Annotated in this window: 11 protein-coding genes; 6 read left to right on the plus strand and 5 right to left on the minus strand. The window is 56.3% G+C overall.

Annotation, left to right across the window (positions count from 1 at the left end; translation table 11 throughout):
- Positions 1-3990, plus strand: coding sequence for a serine/threonine-protein kinase (locus tag FRD01_RS00385; protein WP_146956585.1), 3990 nt, complete (start codon positions 1-3; stop codon positions 3988-3990).
- Here the strand turns inward: FRD01_RS00385 and FRD01_RS00390 are convergent.
- Both FRD01_RS00390 and coaE read right to left on the minus strand, forming a co-directional pair.
- Positions 3987-5084 carry an SDR family oxidoreductase gene (locus FRD01_RS00390; protein ID WP_146956587.1) on the minus strand — a complete coding sequence of 366 codons (1098 nt, stop codon included), beginning with the start codon at positions 5082-5084 and terminating at the stop codon, positions 3987-3989. The two genes, FRD01_RS00385 and FRD01_RS00390, sit on opposite strands and share 4 nt — an antisense overlap.
- Complete coding sequence (gene coaE, locus FRD01_RS00395; RefSeq protein ID WP_249755881.1) at positions 5081-5722, minus strand: dephospho-CoA kinase; 642 nt, start codon at positions 5720-5722, stop codon at positions 5081-5083. The genes FRD01_RS00390 and coaE overlap by 4 nt, the downstream gene beginning before the upstream one ends.
- 92 nt (positions 5723-5814) lie before the next feature.
- Between coaE and FRD01_RS00400 the strand changes: the two genes are divergently transcribed.
- The 5 genes from FRD01_RS00400 to FRD01_RS00420 are packed head-to-tail and all read left to right on the plus strand — an operon-like array spanning position 5815 to position 10057.
- Positions 5815-6792: a hypothetical protein gene (locus FRD01_RS00400; protein ID WP_146956589.1), complete on the plus strand. Its 978-nt coding sequence runs from the start codon at positions 5815-5817 to the stop codon at positions 6790-6792.
- Positions 6789-8018, plus strand: coding sequence for a hypothetical protein (locus FRD01_RS00405; RefSeq protein ID WP_146956591.1), 1230 nt, complete (start codon positions 6789-6791; stop codon positions 8016-8018). The genes FRD01_RS00400 and FRD01_RS00405 overlap by 4 nt, the downstream gene beginning before the upstream one ends.
- Positions 8019-8033: 15 nt before the next feature.
- The gene (gene yihA / locus FRD01_RS00410) at positions 8034-8636 is read left to right on the plus strand and encodes a ribosome biogenesis GTP-binding protein YihA/YsxC (protein WP_146956593.1); all 603 of its coding nucleotides are present in this window, start codon (positions 8034-8036) and stop codon (positions 8634-8636) included.
- A 7-nt stretch (positions 8637-8643) separates the two neighbouring features.
- A complete protein-coding gene (rimI, locus tag FRD01_RS00415) occupies positions 8644-9084 on the plus strand; it encodes a ribosomal protein S18-alanine N-acetyltransferase (protein ID WP_146956594.1) in 441 nt (146 codons plus the stop codon).
- Positions 9085-9118: 34 nt separating this feature from the next.
- Entirely contained in the window at positions 9119-10057 is a 939-nt protein-coding gene (locus FRD01_RS00420; protein WP_146956596.1) for a ribose-phosphate diphosphokinase, read from the plus strand.
- Positions 10058-10075: 18 nt separating this feature from the next.
- Here the strand turns inward: FRD01_RS00420 and FRD01_RS00425 are convergent, their stop codons facing one another.
- The 3 genes from FRD01_RS00425 to FRD01_RS00435 form a co-directional block, all read right to left on the minus strand.
- Positions 10076-11710, minus strand: a complete 1635-nt coding sequence (locus FRD01_RS00425) for a PPC domain-containing protein (RefSeq protein ID WP_146956598.1) — start codon at positions 11708-11710, stop codon at positions 10076-10078.
- Between the two features lie 158 nt (positions 11711-11868).
- Positions 11869-12741: a metallophosphoesterase family protein gene (locus FRD01_RS00430; RefSeq protein WP_146956600.1), complete on the minus strand. Its 873-nt coding sequence runs from the start codon at positions 12739-12741 to the stop codon at positions 11869-11871.
- Positions 12742-12747: 6 nt separating this feature from the next.
- Complete coding sequence (locus FRD01_RS00435; RefSeq protein ID WP_146956601.1) at positions 12748-13251, minus strand: HNH endonuclease; 504 nt, start codon at positions 13249-13251, stop codon at positions 12748-12750.
- Positions 13252-13350: the final 99 nt, after the last annotated feature.

A 13350-nucleotide genomic window follows, 5' to 3' on the forward strand; every position in this document is an offset into this window, starting at 1 on the left:
ATGGCCAACGACAAAAACGACCTCCCTGAAATCGCCGTTGAACCTCTGGACGACGGCCCCAATTCTTCCAACGTGCTCTCCGGGCCGCAGTCAACCCACGGCGGAGCGCCCGGAACGCGTGGACCTCGAAGCGCCAAGGTAGAACCTGAAGATCCCATGATTGGGGTCACCTTGATGGGCAAGTTCCGCATCGTCAAAAAGGTGGGCGAGGGCGGCATGGGAAACGTCTACCTTGCGCTCCAGCAACCACTTCAGCGTGAAGTGGCCATCAAGTTGCTCAAGCCCACGGAGAATAACCCCGAGGGCGAGCACTACTTCATGCGCGAAGTTCAGGCGATTAACATGCTTCGCCACCCGAATATCATCGGGATTTTGGACTTCGGTAAAGAGCCGGACGGCACGCTCTATCTGATCATGGAGTACTTGCCGGGGCGAACTCTGAAGAGGCTCATCCGCAAGGAGTACCCGCTCGATCCCGTGCGTATCTGCAAGATCTGTATGCAGATTCTGAGTGCTCTTGAGCAGGCACACTCAACGGGAATCGTTCACTGCGACCTCAAACCTGCAAACGTCATGCTCGAGGAGGTGGCGGGCGAGTCGGATTTCGTAAAAGTGCTCGACTTCGGTATCGCCAAAGTGAAAGGCCCTGCCATGGAGGTTGGTCCCTACACGCAGGCCGGAAATATCGTCGGTACCTTTGATTATATGAGCCCCGAACAGATCATGCGCAAAGACCTCGATGGTCGCGCCGATATTTGGTCGCTCGGGGTCATCATGTACGAGATGTTGACACGCAAGCGCGTGTTCCACGACAAAGACGCGGTGAGCATTATTGGGCGCGTGATGCAGATGCCCATCAAATCGCCGACCGAAATTGTAGACCCGTCGCTGAATTATCGCATTCCGCCCGAACTCGAGGCGATTGTAATGAAGGCGATGGAACGCCAGATCGACAAGCGCTACCAGTCGGCCAAGGAAATGCGAGATGCGCTCAAGAAGCTAGCCGCGCGCCTGGAGGCCGGCATTGACCCAGATATGACCATGCCTCCCGGGCCGAATGAGAGCTCGGACGTGCACTCCGGAAGTCTTCCGAGTCAAGGGTTTGGGAGCGCATTCCAACGTGATGCCTCAGGTAATTTGCAGACCAATTCAGGGCTGCAGGACACGAGTCGTACCGGGATAAATCCGCTTTCTTCGCGCTCGGGCGGCTTCGGGCTGATGGACTCGCAAAAGCTCGGGACGGGTATTGCGGCGGGGACTTCGGTGCTCGACCAAACGTTCTCGATCCAAGAGCTGGAATCTTCGCTCGCAGGCGAGAGAAGAAAGGTTGCGGTGCTCGCCATTCAGCAACGTGCCCGACGCGGCAAAGGCATTGACCCTGAAGAGATCGCGCGGCGTTCCCAAGAGGAAGTCAAAGTCATCCGAGAAGTGATTCAGCAACACGACGGTGAAATTGATAGCTTCCTCGGTGGCACTTACACCGTGCTCTTTGGTGCCACGAAAGCCCGTGTGGGTGACAACGTGCGCGCCGTGGAATGCGCCCTTGCGCTGCGCGCACGCTTTCAGTCGCTCGAAAGTGGAGCTGACCACATCGGAATCGGCCTGAGCTACGGCGAGATATTCTTGTCCAGCCGCAAAGGCGGGAGCGCGTTTGGCGGGGCTATTGACCGCGCAATCGAGATTGCTCGTGGCACGCAGAATGCCCAGGTGATTGTCGACGAAGAGCTCGTGGATCTGACCAAAGAGCAGGTTGAGTATCAGGGCCGCAAGAACGTGGCCGGTGAGCCGGCTGCTGAAGTAGTCCAGCTCAAAGCTGGTGGCGCGGACGCGGCGGATATCGAAGTTTCCGACGTCTACGTACCAAGGCCCTCGATTTTTGATGAGTTGTCCAGGCGCGCGGCCGACGCGAAGAGGGAGCGAGGCGGCGGCATCGTGATGTTGGGCGATGTCGGAACAGGAAAGTCGACCACCCTCAAGCACTTCGCAAACGACATGAAGGACGCGGGCTGGGAGACTTTTCTGGTGCGTCACCGCGACTCACAAAACCGGCAAAGTTTGTCGGTGGTGCGTTCCTGGATTCGACAGATTGCGCTGACCTACAAAGAGCCGGCGACGCTGATTCGGCGGGCGTGTGAGAGTATTGGCCTTGAGCAAGGCATTGATGCCGTGGTCGCCCTCTATCTGAGCGCCAACGGGGCCGATGCAAGATTGGCGGGACAACTTCCGTGGCAAGACGCCAAAGCCTACGCGTTTTTTACGACTGCGCTGCTTCAACGCATGGTGCGTTTCGCGATGAAGAAGGGGCCAGTTCTTCTGGCCGTCGATGACTTGGACAAGCGTGATGCGGCCGAGATCGACGTGATGGAGAGTTTACTTCAAACGGTGCAGAAGCACTCGGTCTTGGTGATCGCAACCATGCGTCATCAATCAACCGAGCGCGACCACGGTCTGCCGGCATTGTTCGAAGTCTTGCCGATTGGCTCGTTCAGTGAAAACGAAGCGCGGCAGTTTATCTCCATGTCTTTGGGGTATACGCCACCTGCCGACGTGGTGGCCCATTTGACGAGCCGCTCCGGCGGCAACCCGATGTTCCTCACCGAGATGGTTCGCACGATTACGCGCGATGACCAAACGCGGATGCTCACAGCGTCCGCGCTGGAAAAAGCTATCCCGCAATCTCTACAAGAGATACTCGCCTCGAGAATCGACGAGGTTGGAGATTCGGTTCGAGACGTGCTGGCGATTGCTTCGGTGCTTGGTGAGTCGTTCCGAGAGCAGTTTCTCTACCAGATTGCGCCCGCACACCTCGGGCCCCAGTTTGCCGTAGCCGAGTTGGTGAAGAAGCGTCTCCTAGATGCAGCGCTCGATCCGATGGGGAATGTCACTCTGGCCTTTAATCCTCGAGCGCTTCGGCAGATTGTCTACGATAGGCTTCCTCGCGAATCCCGAGCGCAATTTCATCGTGGGGTCATCGAGTTCTTGGAGCAGGCTGGCGATATGGCGGCCATCGACCCACTCGAATGGCCGTTGATGTTGGCCTTCCACTACCGAAATGTTGAAGGTTGGGAAGGTGCCGCGCACTACTTGATGCGCGCCGGTGATGTGCTTCTCGACCTCTACGATTACGCTGGAGCAATCCTGCAATACGAAGAAGGAAAGGGACTTCTGACGCAGCACGGATTCCCAAAAGATAATCCGACGTATCTGGCGCTCATCGCGCGCCTTTTGGTAGCGTTGCGTGAATCTGGGCGCCTCGACGCCGCTTACGATCTGATTGGCTCCTTACCGAATTTGGATTCGGTCGGCGAAGATTTTGTGGCCCCGCTTCTACTGGAGCAGGGAAGGGTGGGAATGGAAGCCGGAGACGTGGACAAGGCCTATCAGGCTCTGGACCGCGTTCGCGACATCGCCCTTCAGCGCCAAGACCTGAAACTCGAGATTCAGGCCCTGCTTGCGATAGGCCAGATTTTCGAGAAGCAAAATCAGCTCACGAACGCGGCAAACACCATGATGGAGGTTTCCCGTAAGGTGGAGGGCATCCAGATCAATATGGCGGATCCGGAAGACCGAAAGCTCTACTGGACCGCGTACAATCAGCTCGGAACACTCTTCATTCGTCAAAGGGACTTCAACCGTGCGCAGCACTTCTTGAACCAGGCCTTGCGCCGCGCGCAAGAGATCCAAGACCAGCGAGGGTTGATTCGCGTGCTGAGTAATCTCGGTGCCCTTTGCTTGTCCATGAGAGATACGTCCGGCGCCCGTGAGTACTTTGCGAACGCGTTGCAATTCGCACGTGGAAGCGGGGACTTGCTCTCGCAGGCACGAATCCAAATCAATCTGGGGATTGCTTTGATGGAAGTCTCAGATTTTGAGGGTGCTAAGAAGTACTTCAAACAAGCCCGAGACGTGGCCGAAGATATCGGTTGGCACGAAGGACTTGCCGACCTCTCACTTCATATTCAGCGGCTTCGCTCAGCGATGGGCATCTAGCCCAAAAGCTCGTCTGCGTCAGGCATCTCGATATCCAAGGGGTTATCGCTCGTCTTGATGAATTGGACCAAGTGGTCCACGTACGAGGTGAACGGCGGGCACGTATCAAGCCCCTTGAGCGCCTTCGACGTGTTGATGGCGTTGTAGATCGTGAGCTGGTTGAAATCGTCCATGAATTGGCGAGGGCTTCGGGTCATTTTTTCCAGATAGGGGAACTTCATGACCATCTTGGCGATTTTGTATGGGAATCGGCCCACAGGCGCTGCGCGGCCTACCGAATGCGCCACGATATCGAAGACTTTTCGTGCTGAAAGTGGGTTCGGATCGGCAATATGAAAGGTCTTCGAGGCCGTGTCGTCAGCCATGCTGATGGAGTGCATCGCGTTACACACGTAGTCGACCGGAACCATGTTGAGGGGCTTGTCGCCTTTGCCCGGCATGAGGATGGGCATATTAGGCGGCATCAAAACGATGGCATTCATGATGTAGTACGGACCGGCCATTTTCTCGATTTCGCCGTTCCTGGAGTCCCCGACGATGATCGAAGGTCTGAATACGGAAATCGGAATATGTCTCATGGCGTTGCGCATGAGTTTTTCGGCTTCGAACTTGGTGCTTTCATACGCGTTTCGGAAGGTCTGCCCCTCGTCGAGTTCGTCCTCCATGATGACGCCCGTTCTGTCTCCTGCCACAAAGGCCGTGGAGAAATGATTGAGGCGACGCAGGTTCTTCATCTCCATCGCGGCGTCGATGACGTTTCGGGCGCCGTCTACGTTGACCTCGTGAATGGTTTGCTTGTCCACGCCGAGGTACCAGATACTCGCGATATGGTAGATATCCGTGACGTGCTCCACGATATCTAGATATTCTGCACCTGAGAGACCAAGGTCCATGGATACGACGTCTCCAGACAGAAGCTGGATGTCCACGTCAGGTCGCTCGAGTTCCTCGATTCTGCGCGCCGCATCGTCCACATGGTCGCGACGGGCAAGGAGCCGAATCGTGATGTCCTTCTCCCTCTCAAGGATCGTGTCGAGAAGTCGCCGCGCGAGGAACGAGGGATAGCCAGTGATGAGAATGTCGCGTTTTGTCATGGTGTTCCGTAACGGTCGGTGAGTTCCTCAAAAATCCGTTTGGTTTGGTCCCAAGTGTGCTCCAGCGTACCATCATTGTCGATGACGTGGGTAGCTACCTTGACTTTGTCTTGAAGCGGAAGCTGAGAATTTATGCGAGCGGAAGCCTCGTCGGCACTCAGCTCGTCTCGTTGCATAATCCGTTGGAGCTGGGAGGCAGTGCTGGCGCTGACGACGATGATTTCAGGTAGCCAGTGTTGGGCACCATTTTCCACGAGAAGCGCCGCGTCGTATATGACCCAACGCGAGCCCTTGTTGCCAGCGGCTTGGGCGAGCTCCAGCATTCGAGTGGCCACGGCGGGATGCACGATGGCGTTGAGCTGGCTGCGTTTTTCCACATCGTTGAAAATGACCGCGCCGAGCGCCTTGCGGTCGAGACTCCCGTCCTCGGCTAGTACCTGCGCGCCAAATGTTTCTTTGATGGCCTCGAAGCCTTCGGTACCCGGTTCGACGACTTCGCGAGCGATGAGGTCCGCATCGATAATGGTGACGCCCAATTTGGCGAAATATGCGGAGACGGTCGACTTACCGCTCGCGATTCCTCCGGTGAGGCCGACGATGACGGGCATCCCCGTGGTTGACACTTTTTCTTGGCTCATGCTAATCCCCGCACTCCTGCGTCACTGCTAGTCAGGGTTGGAATACACCAACCTTTGATTGGTTGCCAACACGACGCGTCTGGAGGCATTCCGTGAAAACGTTGAGCTCTCAAGCCGAAGTCATCGTCGCCAAGATTTGGAGACGGGTGTATCGGCCAGAGGTAGCTGCCGCGCTGGTGTTTGCGGCGGCAATGGTCATGCTTCTCGCAGCGTGGACTGAGCTTCCTTCGAGACCAACTCAGGGCTGGTGGAGCGTACCGTTCCACTTTCCGGAAGTGCTCCGCGGCTCCGCGACACTCTTGGGGCTTGCCTGGGTGGTGTTTCTCGGTGTTGAGATTCAACGGGCAAAAGACGGCGCGAAGAGACTTCAGACTTTGGGTAGAGTGCTCGTTGGCACAGGCGTGGCGCTCGGCGTCGGGGTTTGGCTCTGGGGTCAGTCCTCGCTTCCGAGCGCAATCATGCAATTGCCCGTCGGTCAAACCATCGAGTCTATCTCCGCGAGGGACGCACGGGGAGCAGTGAAGGTGATGCTTCCGTATCGCCTCAAGGTCACCGAACTCGATGCGTCCACAGGACGCGGTAGCGTTCAGATTTCAGGCGTCAACGAACCCGGGAACATCTACGATCTTGAGGTTGGCTCGCCGCTGCTCGTCAATGGATACCGGATATCGCTCTTGGGGTTAGCCTGGGATGAGCGTTTTCTCGAGGCAACGCTAGAAGGCACCGAGGAGAATTCGATCTCGGACGTTGGCACGAAAGGTTCGAAGGTGAAGTTTACCTTGGAAGGCCCTGAGTACGACGTGCTTCAGATATCGCGGAACTACCTTCAGGCCATGGGGCCCGCAGTAGAACTTGGGTCTGAGGCGTCCGGGCGGTTTTGGGTGTTTCAGCGGGCCGAGGCAGATGCGATGAAGCCAGCCGCGCCGGTGAAGTTGCTCGGCCTTAAGACCGCACCGATGGCGATACTGGCCGTTTCCAAAACGGAAGGTGGACCGGTCTATTCGGCAGCCGCAATCGTGTTTATTGTGGGATTACTCCTCTTGCTCTTCATCCGTGAGGAGGAAGTATGAGTATCGCGATTGTCGTCCTGGCGTTGATTCTGAGTCTGGCTGCGATAGTGGTCGGCCTAAAGCGCCCGAGCTTCACGAAACACGTCCAAGCCGCGCTATGGGTGGGGCTTGGAGCAGCGTGTGCGGCCGCATTTTTTGGAGAAGGGCTCGATCCAAAACTCCTCGTCGGTGTTTCAAGCCTCGCGTTGATGGTTGGAGCGACGAGCGCTCGGCTCGACGGCGACTCTCTGGCGGACTCCGGAATCCTGAGTATCGGACTCGCGTTGCCCGTGTTGGCGTTCTCCGAGGGAGCATTTTTAGAGCCTCATCTCGGCTTCTTGGTCTTGGCATTCGCAGGTCTTCTTGCGGCTTCGCTCGGTGCTTGGACGGTCGTGATGTCGCGGCGCTTTGCCTCGGTGTTAGGGGCTACGAGTGTCGCTGGGGCCCTGGTCATCGGTTTTGCACGAGGTGCCATCGGAGAGGGCGGCTATCATTTGCCGCTCAGCTCGTCCGGCAGTCCGGTCTACTGGGAGGTTCCTCCGATGGAGCGGCTTCCTGACGGGATTCGCCTGCTCGCGACTGGGCCACTGCCAGATTGGGCCCCGGTTGTTTTGCTTGTCCTCGGAATTCTAGGGCTTGTTGCGCCTGTATTTCATAAGAGTCAGAAGGCCCGCCTCGGGATTGCAGGATTGGGGGCATTGGGTGCGGTTGTCATGGCTTGGGTCATGGCCACGATTCGCGCCGGTGGAACGGGGCCGACTGAGCCCTACAAAGAGTATGCGCGCCAGATTTTGCTGAACCGACAGCTGCCGGAAAGTGTGCTCGTAGGCGCGAAGTTCAGCGCCGAAAGCCAGATCGTGGTGGACCTAGCAGCCGTGATGCCCGACCTATTTCTCCTAACTCTTGCTGGCGCATTCTTTGTGCTCGGCGGACGAGGTCCAGCGACGAACGCCAAAGGCCCCGAGGTTCAACGCGCAGCCGTGCTCTTTTGGGGCGCCTGGTTTGTCTCCGTGCTCTTCCATATGACCTTGTTCGGTGTCCCCGGAATTCACTCGGCGTCCGAGTGGACCTTGCTCGGGAACGTTCTGATTGGGACGAGCGTGGCTCTTGCGATCGCGAGCACGAACGCCAAGATTTCCGGTGCTGCCCTGAAATTCGGTCCCGTCTTGGTGCTGGTTGCGCTGATCTTGAGCGCCGCGGGTAGTTGGGTCTTTCAGACGCCATTTGGTTTAAGTTTATCTCTCTAGTGTGCAGGTTAGTCCGTGAAAATTCTAAAGGCCGAGTTTATCAAGAGTGGGACCAAGGCTTCGCATTGGCCTGAGCTTGATTGGCCAGAAATCGCGGTGGCTGGGAAGAGTAATGTCGGCAAGTCGAGCATGATCAATTGCCTCGTCGAGCGGAAGAAGCTCGTCAAGACGAGCGGCACGCCTGGCCATACTCAGACGATTAATTTCTTCAATGTGAATGATTGCCTAAGCCTTGTTGACCTTCCTGGGTATGGATTTGCCAAAGTCGCAAAGTCCGAGCGCGCTACCTGGGGCGCGATGATCAACGGTTATCTGAGCTCGAGGCCACAATTGCTCGGCCTGGTGGTCATCATGGATATCCGGCGCGGTGTAGATGAAGACGATATGCAGCTGATTCATGCGTGCGCGAACCTCGGAATTCAGCCGATCTTGGTCTTCACAAAGGCCGATAAGTTTAGCCGAAACCAACAGTTCAAGCGCCGGCAGGAGATCTCGAAAGAAATTGGAGAGGCCGCGGACTCGCTCTTGATTTTTTCGGCAAAGAACGGCCAGGGACGCGAAGAGCTTTGGGACAGAATCCAGCAGTTGACGCAAATCGAAGATCCCGGTGCTAAGTAGGGCTGCGATGATTTTGAGAGCGGCGACTGAAACCGATCTTGATGCGGTGCATGAGATCGAATCTGAGTCTCAGTCGAATCCTTGGTCTCTCAAGATGTTTCAAGACGAGCTACACCGTGAAGAACGTGGGCTTTTTTGGGTGGTCGAATCGGGCGCTGTGCTCGGTTTTGCGGTTTTTGACCTGATCCGCCCGGATGCGGAGCTCTTGAACGTGTCTATTCGCTCCGTAGAGCGTGGAAAGGGCTGTGGTAGGCACCTGCTTGAGGGTTGCCTACTAGAACTCAAAGAGCGTGGCTTTGAGCGCGTCCTGCTTGAAGTGCGTTCCTCTAACGCCGCCGCTATTGGGCTCTATTCGAGGCTCGGATTTCAGACCGATGGCAAGCGGGCCAACTACTATGACCACCCGAAAGAGGACGCAATCTTGATGTCATTGGGTCTCTGTGGTTAGACTCGCGTAACTCTCACCCGCACGGAGTCCCAAAATGGACGCCCCTCTCAAAGTATTTTCAGGAAGTTCCCACCCTGAGTTGGCCCAGTCTATATGCGACAAATTGGGAATCGACTTAGGTAAATCTCACACCGTGACATTCTCGAACGAGAACATGATGGTGCAAATCGACGAGAACGTACGTGAGTGCGATGTCTTTGTGGTGCAAACCTCGACGCCTCCAGTCCACACCCATCTTTTCGAACTTCTGATGATAATCGATGCGCTTCGTTCGGCCTCGGCTGCCAGGATCACTGCCGTAATGCCCTACATCCCGTACATACGCAGCGACAAAAAGGACAGGCCACGTATCAGCATCACGGCGCGTCTGGTAGCCGACCTCTTGGAGACGGCTGGTGCCGATAGGGTGCTCACAATGGACATGCACACGCCGCAGGCGCAAGGGTTCTTCAGGATTCCCGTAGACCATCTGATGGGCGTCGGGCCTATTTGTGAAAGACTCGAGCGGGACAAGCAAGACGATTGGATCTTGGTGGCGGCTGATATCGGCGAGGCCAAGGATATCGGCAAATACGCGAACCGTCTCAACCTTCCATTTGCCATCATCGATAAAAGACGCGAGGGCGACGACGACAAGCCCAAAGCCGTCAATCTAATCGGGGATGTGAGTGGGAAGACTGCGCTGGTGGTTGATGACGAGATCGCGAGCGGAGGCACACTCTGCGAGGCAGCACTCTACCTCAAAGCCCACGGTGCTGAGCGAGTCATCGCGACGGCTACTCACGGTGTGCTGAGCGGGAAGGCAATCGAGCGAATCGAGCAGGCTTTTATCGAGAAGGTCATCGTCACCGATACCATTCCGCTCGCCCGCGACAAACGTGGGTCCAAAGTAGAGGTGCTGAGCGTGGCGTCGATGTTTGCGGCCGCCATCACGCGAATCCATGATGGTCGCTCGGTGTCCGCGCTTTTTTAAGCGCTCATCTGCCAAGTCTTAGCGTGGGGCGGCGACCAATTTGAAGTTCGAGCTTGTCGCATAGCCCTGAACCATCGCGTAGATTTTGGCTGGAGCGGGAAGTTCAACAACGCAGAGTTCTTCTGATCCAGCCTTGTAAGGGCGGCAATCGTACGCGTCTGAAGTCGGCTCGTTGCCTACGCGAACGTAGAGGTCGGCATCATTATCCCCGCTCAAGACGAACTGATAGGCGCCGGCAGGCAGAGTTGGCGTCTCCACCCGCACTTCCTCGCCTTTTGCCACTGCGCCGTCTTGCTCAAGCCCTTGCCATGCCTCAACTTCCGGCTCCTCACCACCGCCTGGCACGAACTCATTGTCCTGTTCACCGGTCACGATGATGACCTGTGAGCTATCAACACCGGCGAAAATTTGCTCGAAGGTCTTGGGCTGGTCCACATCCATGAGGCCTCGGATGAATTGAACTGTGGAGTTCGAGACCTCGCGGAAGAACGCTGGCATCGCATTGGTCACGAGGTCTAGATGTTTGGTGCCGGTTGGGTCGTCTGGATTGACGGCGGCGTGGGCCTCAAAGAGTGATCCATCGATGTAGGCATAGGTGTCGCAGCCGTTCATGAAGACGATGGCGTACTGCCCTTGTGTCCACTTTCCTTTGGATGCGAGCGCACGAATATTTGCGCCAAGGCCTGCGTGGCCATTGTAGGCGATGAGGTCGGCCTTAGTTGAAAGCTCTTCGTAGCGCCTTGTGAACTCGGGGCCCGCTTCACGAACATTGTCCACCAGAAGGGCCACAATTTCCACGCGCTTACCGTCAGCGAGCTCGGCGTTGAAGACTACTTCAGGAAGCTCGACTCCAGGATTATAGGGGACTTCGGCAGGCTCGGTTACAAGGCTCATCTGCGCGAGGTCAGTTTGCATGGTGCGCAAGAATGAGTTGTAGGCCGAGATCCCCGCATCGGAGCTCGATGTCGCGTGGTCCTTGTACTTGCCAAAGATAGCCACGACCTTGAGCACGTCGTCTTCCCAAACTTTGTGATACTCGGGGTACTTGCCGGTGGTGTTGACCGAGCTAATCTCAACGCTTGCCTCGGTTTTGATGATATCACTTTCGGCGAGGTTGCAACGGTATGACGCAGGGCGATAGTAGTACCACATCGAGCCCGCATCCACGTCCGAAGCCCCGAAATCTACGCAGGTCTTGCTGTAGAGCTCGGCGAACTTATCCTGTCCCGCATTGCTGAGGTCTTTCGGAAGCGTGAAGGTGTAGTTGGCTGGAATCTGGTCCTTCTTTCCCCACGCAACCTGCATCGTGGCGTCGTAGGTCACTCTGTAGAGCTCACCGTCGCGCTCGGTCTGAACGTTCTCCAGATCCACTTTGTCGAGGCGTCCGACCGAGTTATCACCGTTGAGGTGCCCAATCGTGTAGAGGAGCTGAGTCTCGATGGAAGAGTCCACGTTCCAAGTCGAGCTCGTAAGGAGCTCGCCCGAAAAGCGCATGTCCACAAAGACCGCCTCTAGCGAGGAGTCGTCTTTGCCGTCCGATTTGGTGACGTCACTCGATGAGGCTTCAATGGTTGGGGTGCCTTCTTCGGATTCTGCACATCCGACATAAAAGACAAATCCAAGGGCGAGTGCGATATGAAGAGGGTTTCTCATGGGAGTTCCAGGGTAAATCAATGTTATGGAACTCTCTTTTGCACTTTGCGTGCCACTATTTTCCGCGCCAACATATGGGGATTTCAGAGAAATTTTGGCAAGAGTGGCTATTCAACCATTCAGGTCAAGAGGCACCAAGTGGACACTCGAGTGGTCACCTATTTCTGAAGCGCACTCAACCTTGCGAACTGTTCTGCTAGGGGAAGGTCGGGACGGTGAAAGTTCAAGAATTCTGGCACGCCGTCCAGAAGTGGAGGGCGTTCTAAAACCTCAGCCCACTTCAAAAACGGCACCAGATAAGGCGTGGCAGACTCGAGCTCTTTGAGCAGGAGCGCGGCGGTCGCACCTCCACAATCCAAGAACCCGGTCTCCTCAAAGGCGCGACGCGTCTGATTGAGGTCGTATTGAACCTGCTTGAGTTCCACGTCCCACGAATCGGCGTTTCTTTCCAAAATGGCGTATTGTGCCCTGGTATCGCGATTGAACGGCAATCCCACCGAACCCACATTGACCACGAGCCCCTGCGGAAGCCTCCAAACATGCGCCCTGTGCGTGTGGGCGCAAATCAAGACGGGTTCTTCCACGGAATCAAAATGCTCTTGAATCTCAGCTTCTTGGAGCCAAGGACCGATGCCCTCGTTGTACGAGCGAGACGAGCCGTGAACGATTCGAACCTCGTTTGCGTGGCCTCGAGTCATCGAGAAGGGTAGAGCGTCCAAGAATTCGATATCGGTGTTGGAAAGCTCGTCCGCCATCCAGCGGGTGCACGCCCACTCCTCGGCGCTCAACCATTCCTCGGGAACTGCCCCTTTGCGAAAATCTAGAAGGTAGTCCTCATGGTTGCCGCGCACGCTCTCAAGGCCGAGCTCGCGGACACGGCTACTAACCGCGCTGCCCTGAGGACCACGCCCCACGAGGTCACCCGCAAGGACAACCTCATCAACGCCTTGGCCAGCGATATCATCGAGAACGGCCTCAAGTGCAGGAAGATTGCCGTGAATATCGGCCAGAATAGCGAGCCTTTTGGTCATACTAAATCAAATCCACAAATAGGGCTTCCAACGCTCTGGATGATGGCCATCCCATTGCGAAGTAGAAAACGGCCACCATTTGGGCTCCTTGGGCTTTGAAAGCAAGGGCATTTCAGCTTCCAAGGGAGTCAGGTCGCCTTTCCTACGGTTGCACGGCTCACAGCTCGTGACAATATTCTCCCACGTGGTTTGGCCGCCACGGCTGCGAGGGAGGACGTGGTCAAAGGTCAAAGTGGTTTCGTGTTGGTCCACACCACAATACTGGCACCTGTGGCCGTCTCGCCGGTAGACATTTCCCCGGGAGAACTGAACGGCTCGCCTCGGAACTCGGACGCGAGAAAAGAGGCGCAGGACCGACGGTAGCAGGAATTCGTCCGTCGCAGAGCGCACCGAGTTATCTTGGGCTGCCAATACCTCGGCCTTGCCGAGGATGACCAGGGTGATTGCTTTTTTCCAGTCTACAACAAGTAGAGGCTCATACGTTGCATTCAGTAGTAAAGCCGGCTCCATTTTTAATGCTCACTTCATGTCTCACGGGCCCTGCCCGCAAGTGTTTTCCCATCACTAAAGACTTTGAATGAGCCAAAAATTCCACATCTTAACAACTTC

Origin of the sequence: Microvenator marinus, from assembly GCF_007993755.1 — a bacterium.
GTDB classification, from domain to species: Bacteria; Myxococcota_A; Bradymonadia; order Bradymonadales; family Bradymonadaceae; genus Allomicrovenator; species Allomicrovenator marinus.

Excerpts from the sequence above, each read along its gene's own strand:
- FRD01_RS00385 (WP_146956585.1), top strand. The coding sequence starts at position 1 with ATGGCCAACGACAAAAACGACCTCCCTGAAATCGCCGTTGAACCTCTG.
- FRD01_RS00405 (WP_146956591.1), top strand. The coding sequence starts at position 6,789 with ATGAGTATCGCGATTGTCGTCCTGGCGTTGATTCTGAGTCTGGCTGCG.
- FRD01_RS00420 (WP_146956596.1), top strand. The coding sequence starts at position 9,119 with ATGGACGCCCCTCTCAAAGTATTTTCAGGAAGTTCCCACCCTGAGTTG.
- FRD01_RS00425 (WP_146956598.1), bottom strand. The coding sequence starts at position 11,710 with ATGAGAAACCCTCTTCATATCGCACTCGCCCTTGGATTTGTCTTTTAT.
- coaE (WP_249755881.1), bottom strand. The coding sequence starts at position 5,722 with ATGAGCCAAGAAAAAGTGTCAACCACGGGGATGCCCGTCATCGTCGGC.
- rimI (WP_146956594.1), top strand. The coding sequence starts at position 8,644 with ATGATTTTGAGAGCGGCGACTGAAACCGATCTTGATGCGGTGCATGAG.
- FRD01_RS00430 (WP_146956600.1), bottom strand. The coding sequence starts at position 12,741 with ATGACCAAAAGGCTCGCTATTCTGGCCGATATTCACGGCAATCTTCCT.
- FRD01_RS00390 (WP_146956587.1), bottom strand. The coding sequence starts at position 5,084 with ATGACAAAACGCGACATTCTCATCACTGGCTATCCCTCGTTCCTCGCG.
- FRD01_RS00435 (WP_146956601.1), bottom strand. The coding sequence starts at position 13,251 with ATGGAGCCGGCTTTACTACTGAATGCAACGTATGAGCCTCTACTTGTT.